Here is an 18,901-nt window from a genome sequence, read left to right as displayed (position 1 = left end):
CCCGGATGGCGGGAGCGGTGCTGCCCGGCCCGGGTCAGCCGCATCAGGCGTCGAACTCGAACGACAGGTATAGTGCGACCCCCTTGGATTGGGCGTAGGTTCGCACCTCGGGCCCGCTGATCATGTGCGTCACCAGGACGGGGAAAACACGCCCCAAAACCGGCTGCAGCCGTTCCAAACGCCGTCGCAAAAACCGATCCACGTCGTTGCACGAAAGTTGCGTCTTGCTCTCCCCGACAATCCAGACGGGCTGGCCGTCCTGTTCCGCCCGTGCCAGGATGTTTACTTCGAGGTTTCTCCCCTCCGAGTCGGTCAGGAAGTCGCGGCGGATTCTTTCCAGCACCCGCACCCGGTGGTCGCGCTCCAAGAGCGCCGGAAGCGCGCGATAGGCAGCGTTTTCCAGTGTATAACCAACAGTCGCGGACAACCCGCCCAACTGCCGGTTGGTTTCGTCCAAACGTTCCCGGGTTTCCTGCAAGGCCGCGGCCAACTGATCCAACCGGATGGCCAGGGTCTGAACCCGCTGCTCGGTTTGCCTCTGCGCCTCGGCCAGCTCTTCGAGCCGCTGCTCGGTTCGCCTCTGCGCCTCGGCAAGTTCTTCGAGCCGCTGTTCGGTTCGCCTCTGCGCCTCGGCCAGCTGCTCCACCCGCACCGCGAGGGCCTCGAGCCGCTCGTCCGTCCGCCTCTGCGCGTCGGCAAGTTCTTCGAGCCGCTGTTCGGTTCGCTTCTGCGCCTCGGCCAGCTGCTCCACCCGCACCGCGAGGGCCTCGAGCCGCTCGTCCGTCCGCCTCTGCGCCTCGGCAAGCTCCTCGAGCCGCTGTTCGGTTCGCTTCTGCGCCTCGGCCAGCTGCTCCACCCGCACCGCGAGGGCCTCGAGCCGTTCGTCCGTCCGCCTCTGCGCCTCGACAAGCTCTTCCACTTTCTGGGCGAGCCGCTGCAGCTGCTGTTCTGTCCGCACCTGTTCGGTCGCCAGCTCCTGCAACGCACGCGCCAGCGGTTCGGTGGCGTCCCTGACCTCGGTCCGCACATGCTCCTGAATGAGCGCGTCCAAGACGTGCGCGACCTTCTGAGAAGCCTCGGGACCCAGTGCGCCCTTCAACTCCTCGTATGCCTGCCAGATATTCATGGCTGTCACCCTACTCTGTCGGAGGGGTGGAACCTTGTCAAAGCGGCTGTTTCGGCGAGGACCTGCTCCTCCGTGGCGGACCTCACGGGAGGACCCAGAGCCCCGGGAAGGCCCGAACTCACGCTCCGACCCGGACTCCACCAACGTCGGACATTCCCAATCGCCGGCCGAAGCCGCCCTGACAAACTGGCCAGCCGCGCCCAAAGTCGTGCGGGCAGCTCCAACCGTTGCTACGGTCGAGCCTCAGGCACGGATCCCAAGCCCCTTGCAGACCAACGCTGTTGCCGTCCGGGCTCGTCGTCTCCCGCACGGCACCACAGGAAAAGTGCCATCTAACTCAGTTCGCGGACCGCCTCCTCCCAGATTTGCGCAATCTCTTGATAGATCGCCTTGAGCCGGGCACGATCGGCTGATGCGGCCTCACGTCGCTGGGGAGCGAAATCCAACGGATGACCGAAGACCACGCGTACGGGCCGCGGCCTGGGCAGGCGCCGATGCCGGCTCCATGCCTCGTACGTTCCAAAGAGCCGGACCGGCACGACCGGGGCCTGACTGCGCACCACCAACAGGCCCAACCCCACCTGGGCTGGTCGCAGCGACCCGTCCGGGCTGCGCGTCCCCTCGGGAAACAAGAGCACGGCTTCCCCGGCTTGGAGGCGTTCGAGCAGCGTCCGGAGGCCGGCCGGCGCAGTGGCGTTACGGTCCACAGGGATGCACCGGTACCGGCGCAACAGCCAGCCCAGCAGGGGAAAGCTGAAGAGGCTCTTGCGGGCCAGGTACGACACCGGGCGCGTCACCGCCGCCCCCACCAGCGGCGGATCCAGGAAACTGGCATGGTTCGGGGCCAGGATGACGCCTCCCTCGGCCGGCACGCGCCCGACATGTTCCACCTGCCAGCGGAAACAGAGTCGGAACACCAGCCGGCAGAACTGCCAGCTCACCCGGTAAAGGGGATCCATCCGCGCCGCACCGGTCATGATGAGGAAGCGCCACCGGTCCTGCGGGCGGCCAACCGCTGCCGGATGTCCTCCAGAATCAGGGCGCTGGTCTGTTCGGGGCTCATCTCGGAGGTGTTGATCACGTGGGCACCCAGCGGGATCATCAGCGGCGCCACGGCCCGCTGGCTGTCCTGTTGATCGCGGGCGGCCAGGTCCTCCTGCACACCCTCGGCCGCGCGGCGACGGTGCCGTTCCTCCAGGCTGGCATCGAGGTAGTACTTGAACTCCGTTTCCGGGAAGACGTTCGTGCCGATGTCGCGCCCTTCCATCACGAGGTTGCCGAACTTCGTGCACTCCCGCTGTTTCCGCTTCATCCAGCGCCGCACGGCCGGCACCGCGGCCACATGCGGAACCGCCGCACTGACCTCCGCGGTCCGAATCTCACGCTCCGGGTAATAACCGTCCACCAACAAGCGCACCTGCCCGTCCACGCAGCGCAGCTCGGTTTTCCAGCGGCGGCAGACACGGGCGACCGCATCCGGGTCCTTCACATCCACACCGAGTTTCAAGCAATACCAGGCCAGGGTGCGGTACATCGCCCCCGTGTCCACGTAGACGTACCCGAGCGCACGCGCCACGAGCCGGGCATTCGTGCTCTTGCCGCTGGCGCTGGTCCCGTCAATGGCGATGACGATGGGTGTTTCCAAATCCTTCGGTCCCCTGGCGGCCCCGCAGGACGGACCGCCGGCTCATGGCTCCTGCGCAACCACCGTCAACCGGTCCGGCCCCAGCATCGCACCGGACCGGCCGTCCCGGATCCGCGCACCCAGTCCGTCCGGAGGTGGCGCGGCCAGTTTCGCGAAAAAGTTCGGAAACGTCTTGGCCACGCAGGCGGGATTGTGGATGCGAATGCCCGGGACTTTCAACCCCAGAATCGCAAAACACATGGCCATGCGATGGTCCTGGTAGGTCCGGATCTCCGCCCCGTGCAGGACGGACGGACGCACCGTCAACGTGTCGCCCTCCTCCACCACCGACGCGCCGCACCGCGTCAGTTCCGTCCGCAATGCAGCCACCCGCTCGCACTCCTGCAGGCGCAGTCGCCCCAGATCGGTGAACCGGCAGATCACGCCGCACAACGGCGCCATCACCACCGCGGTCATGATCGCGTCGCCCAGGTCACGTTCGCGCGAAACCTCGATTTCCAGACTCCGCGACCGGCCGCGCGACGCGTGACCCGCCGACAACAGCATCTGCCACACTCCCGGAAACCGCGCGTCCACCTGCAGTTCCGGCGGGGGCCAGCGACGCACCTGCACCGGCCACCTTGACGGGTCCAGCTCGGCCGGATCCCGGTCCAACCTCGGCCAGATCCACGACGGATCGTTCACCGCCCAGAAATAACTTCCACTGGAGGCGTCCGGTTCCACCACGTACTCGCCGCCCTGGACCGGAAATTGCCCGCGCAGTTTCAGCGTCATGGCCACGTAGGGTGATTCCTCCGGGTTCTCACCCTTCACTTCCACCTCCCAGCCACCCCAGGGCGCGGCCATCAACAGCGCCGAAGCAAACTGCGAGCTCTCGAGGATGCTCACCTCGCACCGACCTGGCCGCGGCCCACCACCCTCGATCAGCACCGGCAGCCGGTCATGGGGACTTTCCACGCGGTATCCGAGCTGTCGCAGAGCCGCAAACAAGGCCGCCTGCGGGCGCTCGTGCATACGCGGGGTCCCGTGGAGCCGGTACCATCCGCGGCCCAGAGCCACAAAAGCCGCCAGAAACCGCGCCGCCGTGCCCGCATTGCCCACGTACAGCTCCAACGGCGCGTCACGCCGGCCCCCGGGAGGCACCCGCCCCCCACAACCCCGGACATGGATCGTCCGATTCCCGGGCTCGGCGGGATCGGGCTCCACCCGGAGCACAAACCCCAGCCGGCGCAACGCCTCCACCATGATTTGCGTGTCTTCGCTCCAGAGCGCCCCTTTCAAGGTCACCTCCCCGCGCCCCAGGGCGGCCAACACCAGAGCGCGGTTGGTCAAACTCTTCGACCCGGGCACCGTCACCCGCGCTTCCACGGGCGCGCCCAACGGTTCGATCTCGATCACCTCAGGCAATGCCATGCGAGCCTCCCGACCCTGCTCTGTTGCAAGCCCTCCCGGGCGTATCGCTCCTGTATCCCATCCTCGCCCGGCTCATTCCGGAGACGGTGAGGCGCGCCGGCTCCCGCACCACGCGTCCCGCCGGGCCTTCGCAACCTGGAAGAATTTGAACAACGCCTCGGCATCTTCCGCCGCCAGCCATTTCCGAAACTTGTCGAGCTCGCGCATCAGCTCGTCCAACGCCCGGTCCAAATGCCGCCGGTTCGCCAGGGCGATGTCACGCCACATCTCGGGTGATCCGGAGGCCACACGCGTCGTATCGCGAAAACCGGTGGCGCAAAGATCCTTCTGGCGGGGGTTCCGTCCCGGAGCCAGCACCAGCGCCGCCAGGGCCGACGCCACCACGTGCGGCAGATGGCTCGACCGGCTGACCAGCCGGTCGTGTTCGTCCGGTCCCATCTCCAGCACCCTGGCGCCCACACCCGTCCAAAGCCGGCGCACCTCGCGCAACGCGCGCGCACCGGTGTGCGCCGTCGGCGTGACCACCGCCACCGCCCCCTCGAACAGATCCGCATGTGCGGCACCGACCCCTGTCCGTTCATTCCCCGCCATGGGATGACTGCCCACAAACTCCGCCCCGGAGCGCTTCAACAACGACTCCAACCGCCGAACCACCGGGACCTTGACACTCCCCACGTCCGTCACCACCGCACCGGGCTTCAGCGCACCACGCATGGCACGGGCCAGAGGCTCCATCTGCGCCAGCGGCGTGCACAACACCACCAGATCCGCATCCGACACGGCCTCGACCAGGTCCGTCGTGGCATCGTCCACCGCCCGTGCCTTGCGACATTCCCCTCGCGCAGCCTCGCGACGTACGAACCCAACCACCTGCCGGGCCAGTCCCCTGCGCCGCAGTGCCATGCCCAGCGACCCGCCCAACAGTCCGACGCCGATCACGGTGACCTTCTGCCAGTGCACGGGCCGCAGCTTAGGCCAACCTGCCGCGGCCACCCAAGCAAAACGCGGTGCCCGCCAAGGACCCCGTTGACGTCCGCAACCCGGTTGGGTAGATTCTCGGCGCACTGGCGCTCCAGAGTAGCTCAATGGTAGAGCAGCCGGCTGTTAACCGGCGGGTTACAGGTTCGAGTCCTGTCTCTGGAGCCAATTGCTTTTGCGGCCCCCGTCTCCCGGGCAAGCTGCGCTTTCGCGTTCTCCGAACCGGCAACGTCAAGTCCCCTTCCCGGGCGTTTTTTCGGCTCCACGGCGCAGCCCCATGAACGCGGACACCCCGGCGCGCTTCAGCCGGCGAGCCGTCCCCAAACAAAAAGGGCCGTTTCCACTCCGAAGGGAAACGGCCCATGCCCATGCTGGATCTCGAGTCTCGAGTGCCCCTTCAACGGCCGGCACACACAGCAGAGCCCGGCCCCCTGCTAACAAACACCGCCCGCAAAGGAGAGCTCTCCACACGCGGGCGACCGGTCATGCGGAAGGACGCCCTCGACACCAGCGCAAAAGCGGGGACAGGCCTCGCCACTGATCGCCCAACAATCAAGATGGCGGGCGGACCAGACTGTTTCCGCGCCATCCGGACGCCCCGCCGGACAGCCCGGCCAGTGGAAAGGTCCTTGTTGAAAGGATTCTCGCCTCGTTCAGTAAGAACCACGCCCGCCCCTGTCGGCGAGCCTCCCGCGTGCCTCATGGTGTACATCGTATGCCAACGAGACGGCGCCCGCCGGTGGCCCGATCCAGATCCGTCATCCCGCCGCCGCGGGTGCGTGTTTATTTCAGTTCGGCCAGGATTTTCCGCGCTTCAGCGGCAAAGGGCGCGTTGGGCGCCAGGGCCACGGCGCGTTCGAGCGCCTGACGGGCCTGCTCGGGCTGCTTCAGTTGCCTGCGAACCAGGCCCAGGTGATAAAACGCCTCGGCATCGTCGTTCCGCTGGCGGGTGTAGTCGGTGAGCGCCGCGGCCGCACGGGTGACGTCGCCGCGTTCGCGCGCCAGGATCCCGACAAGGCGTGCAATGGCCGGATCATCCCGATCCGCCTCGCGCACGCGCAAAGCCAGTTCATAAGCCCTGTCCGGTTGCTTGAGGGGGCCGGCGTATAGGATGGCCAGCTCCCGGAGGGCCGGAGTGAAGTTGGGGAACAGCTTGCGCACGGCCTCCAACAGGCGGGCCGCCTCGATTGGGTTGCCGCCGAGGGTCTCCAACTTCGCCAGGGCGAACATCGCCGGGACGTAGTTGGTGCGGCCGGCTGCCCACTGGCGCACCTGGGCCACATCGGCGGGAGCCGTGGGCGGGTTTTCCCCCAGTGCGATTGCGCGCCGGAATTCCTCGATCTCGCGCGCCAGCGCAGTCCCGGGCTGTTTCTGTGCCGCCTGCTCCAGTGCCTGCCGCGCCCCGGCGAGCTGTCCCAGACTGTATCGGGCCCAGGCAAGGTCGTACCAGACGCCGGGATCGTCCGGCAGTCGCCGGGCTGTTTCCTCGAGCAGGTTGGCCGCCCAGGTTTGATCCCCCTTGCGCCAGACCAACCGCGCCAGGGTATGCGCCGCGTGGGGATCGTCCTGAGCCCGTTCCCGTGCCCGACGGGCCAGCTCGATCGCCTCGTCGAGTCTGCCCGGCAATTCACCCAACCACCGCGCCAGCCGGGCCATGAAGACCGCGGAGCCGGGCGCAATCTCCAGAGCCTTCCGCCCCGCTTGGACGGCCTGTTCCCACCGGCCGCGAATCGCATGGACCTCTCCGATGCGCAACCAGAGGATCGGATCCCCACCCTCCTTCCGTGCCTGTGCCTCCAGTTCCTCCAGACGGGCGTCGTCCACTGTCTCAGGTTTCAGATCAAGCAGGGCCAGCCGGCGCCGCGCCTCCCCGGCCACGGGCGAGTCAGGACGCAGTCGCACGGCGGTTTGAAAGGCAACCCGCGCAGCGGTTTCCTCGCCCAGCATGTAGTGGGTCATGCCCAGGTGATACTGCACCTCCGGTTCCTCCGGCATTTTGCGCGCGCTCTCCTGCAGCAGGGGCAGGGCCTGCGCGTAGTCGCCCCGCTTGAACAGGATCCAGCCCAGGGTGTCCGCGCTGGCCGGTTCACCCGGCTGCAGGTCCACGGCACGCCGGGCCAGCTCGTAGGCGCGGTCGAGTTCGCCGAGGTTTTCCGCCAGTAACCAGGCCAGATTGTTGAGGGCCGGACCGTAACGCGGCTGGATTTCCAGGATGCGTTCGTAGGTTTTGCGGGCCTCGGTGTAGTTGGTCAAGGCGGTCTGCAGCAGGGCCAGTTGCATGAGCGAAACGATGTCCCGGGGATTGGCTCGGACCACCGATTCGAGTCGTTCGATGGCCTCCTTTTGCCGTCCCGTGGCCACGTAGATGCGGGCCAGTTCGGAATGCGCAGGCCGGTAATCGGGCGCCACCTCCACCGCCTTCAACAGCGCACGCTCGGCCTCGGGCAGGTTGGTTTGAAACAAATGAACCTGGTAGAGCAACATCCACGGCAGCGGCGAGTTGGTGTGTCGGGCCAGCTCGGCTTCGGCACGCTTCCGTGCATCGTCAAATCGTCGCGCCATCAGGTCCAGTTGCACCAGTTGCTCCACCGCGGGCAGGTAACCGGGTCGGATCCGGACGGCGTTCTCGAACGATTTGCGCGCCGCATCGAGCTGGTTTCTTTCCCGCTGGATAAGCCCCGTCAGCAGCCAGGGCGTGGGATTGGTCGGAAAGTCGCGGGCCAGACCCTGATAGACTGCCAGCACCCGGTCCACCTCGTTGCGTGCCTGATAAGCCCGCGCGAGAAGGAGTCGGGCCTGCCAGTTCTCCGGATGCCGCTGGGCGAACGGTTCCAGCAGTTGAACGGCTGCGGAGGCGTCGCCCCGTCGCAGGCGCAGCTCCGCCAGCAAAACGACCGCCTCCGCGCTGTCCGGACCGGCCTCCACCGCCTGTTCCAGGCTGCTGATGGCGCGGCTGACGTCGTTCACCATGAGCGAGGCCAGCGCCATCTGGTAAAGCACGCGCGGGTGATTCGGCACCAGTTTCAGGATCTTCTCCAGCTCGGCCACCGCGTTGGTGTATTTGCCCTGGGCCACCGCCAACTGCGGCCGGAGCAGCAGCGCCGGCAGGTTCACCGGATCGCGCACCAGCACCCGCCGGAGGGCCTGGTCGGCCGCATCCCAATTCCGTTCGGCCAGCTCAAGCTTCGCCAGTTCGGTCCATGCCGGGAGGTGATCCGGTGCCTTTTTGACCAGCTCTTCCAGGATCGCGCGGGCTCCGGTCCGGTCGCCGGTGGCGGCCTTGAACTCCGCGTAACGAAGCCGGTAGGGCGATCGCAGCGGGGCCAGTTCGGCCGCCTTCTTGAATGCCTCCTCGGCTTCCCGGGTACGATCCGCACGAGCCAGACGGGCGGCCCAGGCGAAGTGGGCGGCAGGTGAGTTGGGTTCCACCTCCAGGGCACGACGGACGGCCTGCTCGGCCCGTGCGGGGTCGCCCTGTCGGGCGTACACACCGCTCCAGACCAGGTGATAGCCGGCGCATTTTTCGGCTTGGGGGGCCAGTTTTTCCAGCCGTTGCCGGGTCTCGACGAGTTGGTTGGTGGTGAGGGTGGCATCCCAGAGCAACAACCAGGCATCCGTGTTGGCGGGCTCACGGGAGAGAACGGCCACGGCCTGCGTGCGTGCGCCCCCCACATTTCCCAAGGCCAGCAGGCTCTGCCCGAGTGCGACCCTGAGATCAACGTTTTCCGGGTCCCATTCAGTGGCGGTGCGCAGGATCGAATAGGCTTCGAGCAGCCGCCCCTGTTGATGCAGGATCAGACCCAGCCGGGCGGCGGCGGCACGGTTCGTACCACCGTATTTCAGGGCATTCCGGTATTCGATCTCGGCGCGATCGTAATCCCCCGCCTCGTACAGGCGGTCGGCCCGTTGCAGATGGCGCTGCATCCGGGCCTCGCGCGAGCAGCCCACCAGGGCAACGAGGACCCAGCAGGCCCACACCACGAACCAACCGTTCGCAGATCGTCGGATGCTTTCAGCCTTCATGACGTCCTTTCCTTTCCAGTCGTTTCCGACCCGGGCGGGTCCGCTGCCGCCCCGGGAACGGCGCACCCTCCGGCAGGCACCGCGCCCCCGGGGGAAGGCGCGCCCGCCCGGCGCAGTTGTCGCCGGCGCTCCCACTCACGCAAACCCCAGACCAGGGCCAGGAACGGAATCAACGACAGGGCGAAGAAAATCGGGCCACCCTGACTGTGCAGCGGTGAGTCAATCACGCGCGGGTCCACGTGCAAGGTCAGGAGCGAAATCGTCACGATGCGGAATGCATTGCGCAGGATGGCAAGGGGAATCACCGACGCCACCAGCACGCCCCGCAGTCCGTATGAGCGCAGGAACCAGTACCCGGCCACCCAGCTCACGATGAACAACACATAGGTGGATCGCACCCCGCTGCACTCCTGCGCCACCATGATGGTCAGCCCGGGCAGTTGGAAGATCAGTCCGTCACGGAACAGCGTCGTGCCGGTCAGAACAAACATCACCGCCGCCGCCTCGGCCGATGCATGCTGCAAAAAGATCTCCAGCCCGTCCCGCATGGCCGACGGCATCGGTAATGCAAACACCATGAACAACAGCGGAAACAGATAGGTCCGGACGAAAGCGCTCCCCAACAGTCCCAGCACACCCGCCCACAGGAAACAGAGCCAGGCCAGCACGGGCCAGAGCAGCCGGTCACAGGGTTCCGGCAGGAGGTCACGCGCCCCCAGCCAGGCACCGGCCCGGAGCGCTGCCACACCCAGCATGGCCGGCACGATCGCCAACACGGGCGAGCCCCGCACCCGGCCCGGCCGCCCGTGCCAACCCTGCCGGATCAGGTACAGCGTCACCGCCGGAACAAGAAACACGTGCGAGTACAGCTCTGTATGCCATGCAAAGCGCGCATACTCCGCAAGGGGCCGGATGAAAAGCAGCGTCAGGACCAGCACGTAAAGGCCGAGCCACGCCAGCGATTGCGTCAGCGGCCTCCCTTCCGGATCCCGCCAGAATTTGGCCGTGTCCGACATCCGGCTGAACAATGAGGTGGAGCTGCCCTCACTCACGTTTCAGAAAACGGGTGATCGGTGAGGATGAAGGTGCGGGCCCAAACCGGGGCTGCATCGCCGGTGCGGCCGGGACGAGCTCCCACACGCCAGCGAAAAAGGCTCGAATTGCGCTGCCAACCACGTCAAGGAAGGTGCCACGGACGCGAACCTGCGCCTCACCTGCGCCGGGCCCTCCCCGCGCCACGGCGCACGTTCTACCTCCGCGCGTCTCCATCACCAAACCCGGTTGCTCGACCTCACGATGCCGCGACCGTTCCCCACCGGCCGCCCCCCGGCGCCCGGACCCCATCCCGCGGGGTCGCCTTCCACTCCGGGTTATCAGCATCGGCCGGGACCGTTGCTCTCTTCAGAACTTTTTGCCCGCGCCTTTTATCCTGTCGGCGCCCCCCGGCCCGCTGCCCGTCCCCGATCACGCCTTCCAGACCTGGCCGGGGCGGGTCGGACAGCCCTTCATCGCGTTTCGCGTGTCCACGATGCATTCGGCCCACTCGGCCAGTTCCCTGTAGTTCACACACGCATGATTCGTGGCGATGAGCACCAGATCGAAACTACGGACGGTCTTTTCGTCCCAGGGCACGGAACGTTTGCCCGCCCAGTGCGGGTGCTCGCGCGTCGGCTTGATCACCGGCACGTACGGGTCGTGATACTCCACGATCGCCCCGCGCTGATGCAACATGTCCATCAGCACGTAGCTGGGCGATTCGCGGTCGTCATCCACATTCGGCTTGTAGGCGAGTCCCAGCACCAGGATCCGGCTCCCCTTCACCGCGCGACCACGGTCGTTCAGCGCATCGGCCACCCGATGCACCACATATTCCGGCATCGAGGTGTTGATCTCGCCGGCCAGCTCGATGAACCGGGTGTTTTTGCCGTACTCGCGGGCCTTCCACGTGAGATAAAACGGGTCAATGGGAATGCAGTGTCCACCCAGACCGGGTCCCGGATAAAACGCCATGAACCCGAACGGCTTCGTCTTGGCGGCTTCGATCACCTCCCAGATGTCAATCCCCATCGCGCTGTAGACCAGCTTCAACTCGTTCACCAACGCGATGTTGACGCTGCGGAAGATGTTTTCCATCAGCTTCGTCGCCTCGGCCGTGCGACAGGACGACACCGGGACGATCGTCTTGATCGCCTTCTTGTAGAGTGCGGCCGCCCGCTCCAGGCAGGCCGGCGTCAGGCCGCCCACGACCTTCGGGATTTCGGCCACCCGACTCTGCGGATTGCCCGGGTCTTCCCGTTCCGGCGAGAAGGCCAGGTGAAAGTCCACCCCGGCCTTCATTCCCGAGCCCTGCTCCAACACCTCGCGCAGGTCCGTGTCCGTCGTGCCCGGATAGGTCGTGGACTCCAGCACCACCAGCGCGCCCCGCTGCAAATGCGGCGCAATGGCACGGCCCGTGTTGATAATGTAGGTGATGTCGGGCTCGCGATTCTTGTTGAGCGGGGTGGGCACGCAGATGATCACCGCCTCAACCTCACGCACGCGGGAGAAATCCGTGCTCGCCTCGAACCGGCCCGCGGCCCGCTGTTCCGCCACAGCCTCCGAAGGGATGTGATGGATGTAGCTGCGCCCGGCGTTGAGCGCCTCGACCTTCGCAGGATCAATGTCCAGGCCGAGGACCTTGACGCCCGAACGGGCAAACTGCAGAGCCAACGGCAACCCCACGTAGCCCTGACCGACAACGGCAATGTACATGGCGCGATTCTGCGAAAGCCGCCGGGGTCCGCGCAAGAGCAAGCCTGTGCCTTCGCCCTCGCACCCGGCGCGGGAAACCCCCGGTCGGCGCGAGTCTCCTCGCGATCTACGCCACCCATCATGGACCGCCACCGGAGGCGGAGGACCCTGCCCGGCGCAACCCTCGCCACCCCGGGGCCGGCCGTCCGACCCCGGTCACAAGCGCACATGCCCCGGCCGCGCCAGGAGGAGAACCGGTCTGCACGCGGCGTCCGCCTCCGCCGGCAACCACCGAGACGCGGAGTTCACCTCAGGCGCGCGGAGACTGGATTTTAAACAAACCACAGAGGCACAGAGGACACAGAGATTCTTCACAGAGACGAAAAAAGATCTCTTATGAGGCAGGAGCGTCGGCCCGCGCGAGCCGCCGGGCACAGGAGCGTGGCAACGCCGACCACGGCCTGAAGTGCCGCACCCACCTGGCATCCGATGCCGCCCTGCGTGAAGACCAGCATGTCGCAGATGTGGCAACAACGCGAGCCCTGTGTTTCTCCTCCGTGTCCTCTGGAAGGAGGACAAAAGGAACATAAGACCTCTGGGTTTGTCTCTGTGCTCTCTGCGCCTCTGTGGTTAAATGCAAGTTCTCCCTCTCCTTGCCTCGGTGCTTGTTAAACACAGATTGCTTCGTGCCTCCTTGGTCCCATGAAAAGAAATCTCCCGATGCCCCGGTGGTTCGTCGGAGACGTCTCCCGGCGTCTCCGTGACATTGCCGGCGGGTCTGTTCCCTGCGTCGCCGTGGTTAAGTACCAGCACCGGCGAAGGGGCCCGGAGCGATCGCCGGTGAGCGGGATCTTTTCAGCGACTCGCAGGTCAGGACGCTTCACGGCGTCCCTGCGACTCGCGACGCCTGACAGGACCTCGTCCCACACCCAGCACCGCAAGGGCCAGTCCCAGCAGGGCACCCGTTGCGCCACCATCAGGCATCGTGGCCGGACCGCCCATGGTCTGGAACGTGATGGTCAGATCGTCAACAGCCAGGCCGTCGTCAGCCCCGGGCGCATCGTAGTCTTCCCACCGGATCCACCACGTGTCGCCCGGTTGAATGCTCAGCCCGCTGATCGTGGCGGTCACCTGGTATCGGTGATCAGTATCGTTCCCGTTCTTCGCGCCCACGCCGCTGAAGTCGGGCGTCGCAAAGTTCAAATCCGGCACCGCTGTCCACGTCCCGTCGGCCAGGGAAGTGGCGTCCAGGCTGTAGGCAAACAAAAGCCGGTCGGCCCGGTCTTCAAAACCCAGCCGCCACTGCTCGCCCCAGTAGGCGATGGTCATCGCCACGATCGTCTGACCGCTGTCATTACGGAATTGCGCTCCAAAGCTCGGAATCAGGCTGCCGCTGCGCAATCCACCCAGCGCGCGATCCGAGTCGCCGGAAGCCCCGAAACTGTACGTGTCGCCGGTGTTCGAACTGCCCGTGCCCGCGCGGTACAACCCGTCGGCGTTGCTGCCGTCTTCGTGGATCGCCCAGCCCGGCGGAAGTGAGCTGTGGCCCGTGCCAGAGGAAGCCAGCGAGTTGAAGTCCTGCGTGTAGGGCAGGCTCGGATCAGTGATGGAGATCGGCGTACCCCAGGAAATCGCCCGGAGTCCCAACAACGTCATGAAGGTCAGGATTCGCAGTTTCATAGGCGTGTTTCCGGATTTCTCTCCCAGGCCCGGACTGCCCACAGGGCGCGGGCCAACCTTCCGCGGCCGCTCCACACAGCCGCTCGCCCTGTCCGTGCAAACGCCCCAGACAATCCGCAAACCCGGGTCGGGTCGCCAACAACAGGATCCGTGCCACGAACGCGCACACAGGCGTCCGAGCGCACGGCAAAAGCGGCAAGTCACTGGACATCAGCTACTTGCCAAGATCTCGATAGGAAACCAGTGAACCCTGTACCGCGGACACTGTAAGCCATGCCGACACCTCGAGGGGCCCCGAAAGAGTCACGTTGTTCCTCATCAATCACTTGCAGAGATGTCGGATGTGTAAATTTTACCGACGGCCATTATGGACCCCTTTACACGGTCGGTTCGCGGAACGGAAGTCGCCATGGGGCCGCGCTACCTAACCACGGAGACGCGGAGACGGCTCCTAAACAAACCAGAGAGCCACAGAGAACACGGAGAAATGACGCAGAGGAATGATGAACAAAGCCTTGTAAAGAGCAGGTTCCACGCTCTCCACTGCCAATCTCCCCGCCCCACATCCAGGAACCCCCTGCAGAAGCGTGGGAAGGAACGACCTGTTCGCCAAGCACTTGCAGTGGTGACAATGGCAGACAGCATCAGCAAAAAGCTCCTGTTTCAATCACTCTCTGTGTTTCGTCTCTGCGCCCTCCGTGTCTCCGTGGTTGAATGCCAGGGCCGCCGAAGGCGGCCACATCACCTGATCTGTCCGTGGTTCACGCCAGGACACGGGGAGGACCCTCCAGCACTGCCAGGTCCCGCAACCAACCGAGACGCGGAATTCACCACGGAGAGGCGGGAGACGGCTTCTCAACAAACCACACAGCCACGGAGAACACGGAGAAACGACAGAGGGATGAGAAGAAAAGACTGCAAAATCAGCAACGCGCGCTGGTGACGTGCATGCACTTGGGCATCCGGCGCCTGCCCATGGATCGGAACAACACCGAGAAGCCCTTGGGCCTGGCAGATCTGCCCATCGTAGAAACACGAGATTACGCCCAATGAGCGAAACAATCGAGGTTTTCCTCCCTCTGGGTTTCCGCTCCGTGCCCTCCCTGTCTCCGTGGTTGAATGGCAGGAGTGCGTGGGCAAAAAAGTGGCGCTCCGTTTCCGGAGCGCCACAAGAAAGGCAACCTACAGCGCGGTGGTGTTTATTCCTTCCGGCGGATCAGCGCCAATCCCAACAGGCCACCGCCCATCAGGACCAACGTCATCCCGCCATCCGGTAGGTAGACCAACATGTCCTGCTTCTTGGCCGACCAGTCAGTATCCCCGGTCGTCTTGTCGATGCCGTAGAGATTGACAACCCGGACGGTGAAGCCGGCGGTCATCGGATCATAGTTCGCCTTCGCAGCAGCCAGAGAACCGAACTTCGTGGTGACGAGGGTGATGTAGGGATTGGCTGCGACGGGGAGTTCATCTTCCAGCATCCAGATCGCCTCTTGCAGGGCGCGAGCCGAAGCTTCGCGCCCGGGACCCGGCGTGTAGTCGTAGCCGGCCAGGTTACCCTCGGCAAACTGCTTGTACAACCACGCCGTGCCGATGGACAACGGATCCGGCGACCCGCCACCCAACCCACCGTTCACCGCAGCCGTGTTCAGATACGCATGAAACGGTTGGCCACTCAGCCCTTCGTTCCGTTCCATACAGAACGTCTGGAATCCACCAGAAACCAGGGTGGCCGGATCGTAGTGGGCCGGATTTGCCCAAGGCGATCCCTTCAGAGTAAACTCCCCGCCACCGTACCCCGAGGCGGGGTCGTAATAACCCGAGGTCCGAACCACCGTCACCGTCGCATCGGGCACCGCGGATACCGTGGCAGCCATGCCGGCCACCAGCCCCGCCGCCGCAATCGTTTTCAACGCTTTCATAGTCATCTTCGCTTCCTTTCTCCGTTCGCTGTGTTGCCTGTTGCCTCCCTTGTAGCAGCACCCGTGCCAAGCTGATTCGCGCCAGGGCGGCCGGGGTTCCTGATTTAGCGCAAAGTGTTGCAATACAGACACTTGAAACACGATCAGAGAAAGGTCGAGAATTGGCCCGAACCGATCGGCGCCCGGGAGGGCTTGGAAAGTGTAAACTCTGCCGACGCTTCCAGCCGGGTCGGCACCCGACTCAGGACGGCCAAATGATGCAAGTCGCTCATTACAAACATGTTTGGTCAACACACCGGGTGTTAACACCACCGACACCCCTTTCTCCGGATCCGACACCTTGGTCACAATCGCGTTCATTGCCCCAGACGAAGCTCTCTTTAACGTTAGTGACCGCAGGAAGCGCCCCAAGAGAGGCAGTTGCCTACACACGGCCGGCCGATCAACCGGCCTTGGACTCATCCCGCCGCCCACCGGGCCAGACGCCGGGAGATGAACGGACGCCCCAACAGCCAGTCCAGACCCCACCGTTCCCATCCGTACCTGGCCCGCACGAGTGCCGGAGGCAGGAGCACCGGCCTGGCACCCAGCCGGACGTTGAAAGCATGCCACGTCTTCGCCAGGTCCTCATCCACCGATTGCCCCTGCAACATCCGCTCCGCCAGCGTCCGGTCCATGGCGCAGAAATCAACCTCCCGGCAGCCCCATTCGGCCGCTCGAAACATCGCCTCCACGTTCAGGACGGTATTGGGAAACGCGGCTGCATGTCGCCCGTTCCAACCCTTCTTCTCGAACGTGCAACGGTCCCCGAAGCGCAGCAGCGACAGGCCGGCCACGAGTTCGTCCCCCACCAGGGCCAGCAGGAGGCGCATGTTCGATCCGAAGGCCGTCCACCGCCGGCGCAGTCCCTCCACCGATGACGGATTCGGTCGCGCGCCCTGGCGCCGGCAGGTCAAGCACATGAGCTCGAAAAAGGCAGGCAGGTCGGCCGAGCCGCCTTCGACGACCCGGACGCCCCGCTCGCGTGCGATCCTCAGCTCACGACGCGCGCTTCGGCTGAGCCGGTGCAGGATCCCCTCCGACCCGCCTTCCACGGAGGCCACCAACGTGGCGTCGATGATGCCCGGCACCGGTGATTTGCAAAATCCCCGACACCAAAGCTCGTCGCTGCCGATCGCACTGGCATCCGGAGGCTGCACGATCAACGCCTGCAAGCGTTCCTCCGAAGCCACCCGGACGACTCGATCCAATGCCGCTGAGACAGTCTCAGGGGTCTCCTCGGCCAGCACCGGCCCTTTGTTCACGAAACCCAGTCGCCCGAGCCGTGTCCGCTTGATGAGCAAAAGAAAGCCTCCGGCCAGTTGTCCTCCGCAACCCCAGGTCTCCAGTCGGCACCGCCATCCCTCGCCCTCTTTCACCCAGCCCCACCGGACGGACTGCTGGTATTGTCCACGCGGCTGGCTTTCCAAAAACGCCTCCCATTCGAGGCTAGCCTCCTCCGGGACCCCCGCAGGAACGACAGAACCGGCCTTCTCCGCTCCACTCTGCACACCGGACGGCTGAATGGAGAGCGTCATGGCGCTCCGGTGAATCGGCCGGCCGGGACGGCGTTCATAATGCCACCACCGTCACGAGCAGCGCATACCGTCCGCCACCCCAACCGGCACCTCACCCGCCACGCTCCGGTTACACGAAACCCGACCTTTGCGAACGCGCGAAGGGACGGCTCGTTGTCCGGCCACACATGCGCGAACGCCAGCGTGAGCCCCTCCCTGGCAAGATCATGCACGATCTCCCTGAGCACGGCGACGCAAATCCCGCGCCCACGATACGCCGGGAACGTGTAGGAGGCCCGAATCTCGCAGCTCTTGGGAGGCACAGGCCACCCGGGCAGGGACGACTTCTCCCCGGGCCCGGCCACCCAAGAGACCTGCGCCAGCTCGTCACCGGTCCATACCGTGTAAGACCTGTTCAGCCCGGCCATCGCATCCATGCAACACTCGATGGGCGCCCTGGTGCCCGGCATGCGCTGCACCATCCGCCACCTTTTCAGCGCATCCAACGACTCTCCTCCCTTCCGGAACCGAAGTCCACGCAGGGCTTGATCATCCTCCGTTCCTGCGAGGTCCTCGAGTCCGCGCTCGACCCGCAGGTAGGATCGCCCGGACCAAAGGATGTCGGCAAGGCGCGCCAGCACCTCGCCAGATCCACAAGCCTGCCGGACCGTCAGCCACTTTCGCATGCCCGCACCCCACGTCACACAAGGCTGGACGGGCCGGGGCCGGCGTCCACTTCCGCATCACCAGCGGCGCCGAGATCTATCTGCTGCCTGCCGACAGGCATGAGGAGGCCCTTCCGGCCTTCGCGGACTCTGCCACGCCGACCCGCTCACCCGACAGTCGCCGCCACAAGCCGGGGCGGATCATCCGCAGGCACCAGCCGGTCAACGGGTGCACCCGCAGACAGGCCGGCAGGCGGACGATCTCGCACCCCCGCTGCAAGTAGAACTCGTCCACCGACGCCTCCCTCCCGGCCTTGCGCAGGCCGGCAAACACCTGGTCCACGCAACCGGACTCCGCTGCCAGTCGCCTCACCTCGTGCAGCATCAGGCTCGCCACGTGCCGGTGCAGCGCCCCGGACGATGCGAAGAAAGTGGAGTACAGGAGCGTCGTCCCCACCCTCTGCAGCACGCTCACCGCCCGTAGCGTTCCCCCCTCCCACGCCCCCAGCACGCGCACTTTCGGGTGGCGAAATACCGCCTGCGCCCACTCGGCAAACCGGCGGGCGTCCACCCGATCCGAGCGATACCCGTACCTTGTGCGCCTTTGGAAATCCACATATGCCGGGTGCGCCTCGGTCAACTCCCGGGGAGATTCGATCCTCCGCACCGTGAAATGTCTCTGCGCCGTGCGCACCTCCCAACGGCGTTTCTTCTCCAGCCGATCCAAACTGTAAGCAGAGGCGTTTCTGAAGAGCAGGACGTCGATCGAACCGTTGGCCCGGGCCGGGTCCCCGACCACGAACTGCCATCCACCCCAGCGCGCTTCCGCCGGCGGCGTGACACCACCGGCATCCAGAGGCTCCAGGAGAAAAAGGGGGCGATAAAACAGCGGTCGCACCCGGCGCCAGAATACCCCGCCGGACTCGGCCACCCGCGCGCCCATGTCGCGCTCATAGGCGGCATATTCAGCCAGGGTCATGGAAGGCAGCCCGATCACGTTGACCTCGAAGATCTGATCCGGGCACGGCCCGCCCGGCGCGGCCGCGCTACCGTGGCACGGGGCACACACAAAGCGTCCGGCTGTCTCACCACGGAGACGCAGAGAAGAAGGCTTTTGTGTTGAACCACAGAGGAACAGAGCGCACGGAGAGGAGACACAGCAACCA

Annotated in this window: 13 protein-coding genes and 1 tRNA gene; 1 reads left to right on the top strand and 13 read right to left on the bottom strand. The window is 65.5% G+C overall.

Features of this window, described 5'->3' with window-relative positions:
• Positions 1-43: 43 nt before the first annotated feature.
• The 5 genes from ACPDIX_RS13585 to ACPDIX_RS13565 all read right to left on the bottom strand — a co-directional run bounded on the left by ACPDIX_RS13585 (position 44) and on the right by ACPDIX_RS13565 (position 5,144).
• Positions 44-1,126: a hypothetical protein gene (locus ACPDIX_RS13585; protein WP_423432347.1), complete on the bottom strand. Its 1,083-nt coding sequence runs from the start codon at positions 1,124-1,126 to the stop codon at positions 44-46.
• Between the two features lie 332 nt (positions 1,127-1,458).
• Entirely contained in the window at positions 1,459-2,085 is a 627-nt protein-coding gene (locus ACPDIX_RS13580) for a lysophospholipid acyltransferase family protein (RefSeq protein WP_423432346.1), read from the bottom strand.
• 14 nt (positions 2,086-2,099) lie between these two features.
• Positions 2,100-2,771, bottom strand: coding sequence for a (d)CMP kinase (cmk, locus tag ACPDIX_RS13575; protein ID WP_423432345.1), 672 nt, complete (start codon positions 2,769-2,771; stop codon positions 2,100-2,102).
• Between the two features lie 42 nt (positions 2,772-2,813).
• The gene (locus tag ACPDIX_RS13570; RefSeq protein ID WP_423432344.1) at positions 2,814-4,184 is read right to left on the bottom strand and encodes a 3-phosphoshikimate 1-carboxyvinyltransferase; all 1,371 of its coding nucleotides are present in this window, start codon (positions 4,182-4,184) and stop codon (positions 2,814-2,816) included.
• Between the two features lie 72 nt (positions 4,185-4,256).
• Positions 4,257-5,144 carry a prephenate dehydrogenase gene (locus tag ACPDIX_RS13565; protein WP_423432343.1) on the bottom strand — a complete coding sequence of 296 codons (888 nt, stop codon included), beginning with the start codon at positions 5,142-5,144 and terminating at the stop codon, positions 4,257-4,259.
• 111 nt (positions 5,145-5,255) lie between these two features.
• Between ACPDIX_RS13565 and ACPDIX_RS13560 the strand changes: the two genes are divergently transcribed.
• Positions 5,256-5,330: transfer RNA gene (locus ACPDIX_RS13560), tRNA-Asn, on the top strand.
• Positions 5,331-5,945: 615 nt separating this feature from the next.
• Here the strand turns inward: ACPDIX_RS13560 and ACPDIX_RS13555 are convergent.
• From ACPDIX_RS13555 to ACPDIX_RS13520, 8 genes are all read right to left on the bottom strand, one after another.
• Entirely contained in the window at positions 5,946-9,185 is a 3,240-nt protein-coding gene (locus ACPDIX_RS13555) for a tetratricopeptide repeat protein (protein WP_423432342.1), read from the bottom strand.
• Positions 9,182-10,237 (bottom strand): exosortase/archaeosortase family protein, encoded by a 1,056-nt coding sequence (locus tag ACPDIX_RS13550; protein ID WP_423432341.1) that lies wholly within the window; start codon positions 10,235-10,237, stop codon positions 9,182-9,184. Before ACPDIX_RS13550 ends, ACPDIX_RS13555 begins: the two co-directional genes overlap by 4 nt.
• 412 nt (positions 10,238-10,649) lie before the next feature.
• Positions 10,650-11,936 (bottom strand): nucleotide sugar dehydrogenase, encoded by a 1,287-nt coding sequence (locus ACPDIX_RS13545; protein WP_423432340.1) that lies wholly within the window; start codon positions 11,934-11,936, stop codon positions 10,650-10,652.
• A gap of 849 nt (positions 11,937-12,785) precedes the next feature.
• Positions 12,786-13,595 (bottom strand): PEP-CTERM sorting domain-containing protein, encoded by an 810-nt coding sequence (locus ACPDIX_RS13540; protein WP_423432339.1) that lies wholly within the window; start codon positions 13,593-13,595, stop codon positions 12,786-12,788.
• Positions 13,596-14,794: 1,199 nt separating this feature from the next.
• Entirely contained in the window at positions 14,795-15,514 is a 720-nt protein-coding gene (locus ACPDIX_RS13535) for a VPDSG-CTERM sorting domain-containing protein (RefSeq protein WP_423432338.1), read from the bottom strand.
• 458 nt (positions 15,515-15,972) lie between these two features.
• Positions 15,973-17,091 carry a lipid II:glycine glycyltransferase FemX gene (locus tag ACPDIX_RS13530; RefSeq protein ID WP_423432337.1) on the bottom strand — a complete coding sequence of 373 codons (1,119 nt, stop codon included), beginning with the start codon at positions 17,089-17,091 and terminating at the stop codon, positions 15,973-15,975.
• Positions 17,088-17,756 carry a GNAT family N-acetyltransferase gene (locus ACPDIX_RS13525; protein ID WP_423432336.1) on the bottom strand — a complete coding sequence of 223 codons (669 nt, stop codon included), beginning with the start codon at positions 17,754-17,756 and terminating at the stop codon, positions 17,088-17,090. Before ACPDIX_RS13525 ends, ACPDIX_RS13530 begins: the two co-directional genes overlap by 4 nt.
• 76 nt (positions 17,757-17,832) lie before the next feature.
• Positions 17,833-18,714 (bottom strand): hypothetical protein, encoded by an 882-nt coding sequence (locus tag ACPDIX_RS13520; RefSeq protein ID WP_423432335.1) that lies wholly within the window; start codon positions 18,712-18,714, stop codon positions 17,833-17,835.
• Positions 18,715-18,901 lie beyond the last annotated feature (187 nt).

This window comes from Limisphaera sp. 4302-co, assembly GCF_049537155.1.
In the GTDB taxonomy this organism is placed as follows: Bacteria; Verrucomicrobiota; Verrucomicrobiia; order Limisphaerales; family Limisphaeraceae; genus Limisphaera.
Note: the sequence above shows the minus strand (reverse complement) of the source record. Positions and strands in the feature narration are given on the sequence as shown.

Coding starts and splice junctions, on each gene's coding strand:
- ACPDIX_RS13585 (WP_423432347.1), bottom strand. CDS start 1,126: ATGAATATCTGGCAGGCATACGAGGAGTTGAAGGGCGCACTGGGTCCC.
- ACPDIX_RS13580 (WP_423432346.1), bottom strand. CDS start 2,085: ATGGATCCCCTTTACCGGGTGAGCTGGCAGTTCTGCCGGCTGGTGTTC.
- ACPDIX_RS13570 (WP_423432344.1), bottom strand. CDS start 4,184: ATGGCATTGCCTGAGGTGATCGAGATCGAACCGTTGGGCGCGCCCGTG.
- ACPDIX_RS13555 (WP_423432342.1), bottom strand. CDS start 9,185: ATGAAGGCTGAAAGCATCCGACGATCTGCGAACGGTTGGTTCGTGGTG.
- ACPDIX_RS13545 (WP_423432340.1), bottom strand. CDS start 11,936: ATGTACATTGCCGTTGTCGGTCAGGGCTACGTGGGGTTGCCGTTGGCT.
- ACPDIX_RS13540 (WP_423432339.1), bottom strand. CDS start 13,595: ATGAAACTGCGAATCCTGACCTTCATGACGTTGTTGGGACTCCGGGCG.
- ACPDIX_RS13535 (WP_423432338.1), bottom strand. CDS start 15,514: ATGAAAGCGTTGAAAACGATTGCGGCGGCGGGGCTGGTGGCCGGCATG.
- ACPDIX_RS13530 (WP_423432337.1), bottom strand. CDS start 17,091: ATGACGCTCTCCATTCAGCCGTCCGGTGTGCAGAGTGGAGCGGAGAAG.
- ACPDIX_RS13525 (WP_423432336.1), bottom strand. CDS start 17,756: ATGCGAAAGTGGCTGACGGTCCGGCAGGCTTGTGGATCTGGCGAGGTG.
- ACPDIX_RS13520 (WP_423432335.1), bottom strand. CDS start 18,714: ATGACCCTGGCTGAATATGCCGCCTATGAGCGCGACATGGGCGCGCGG.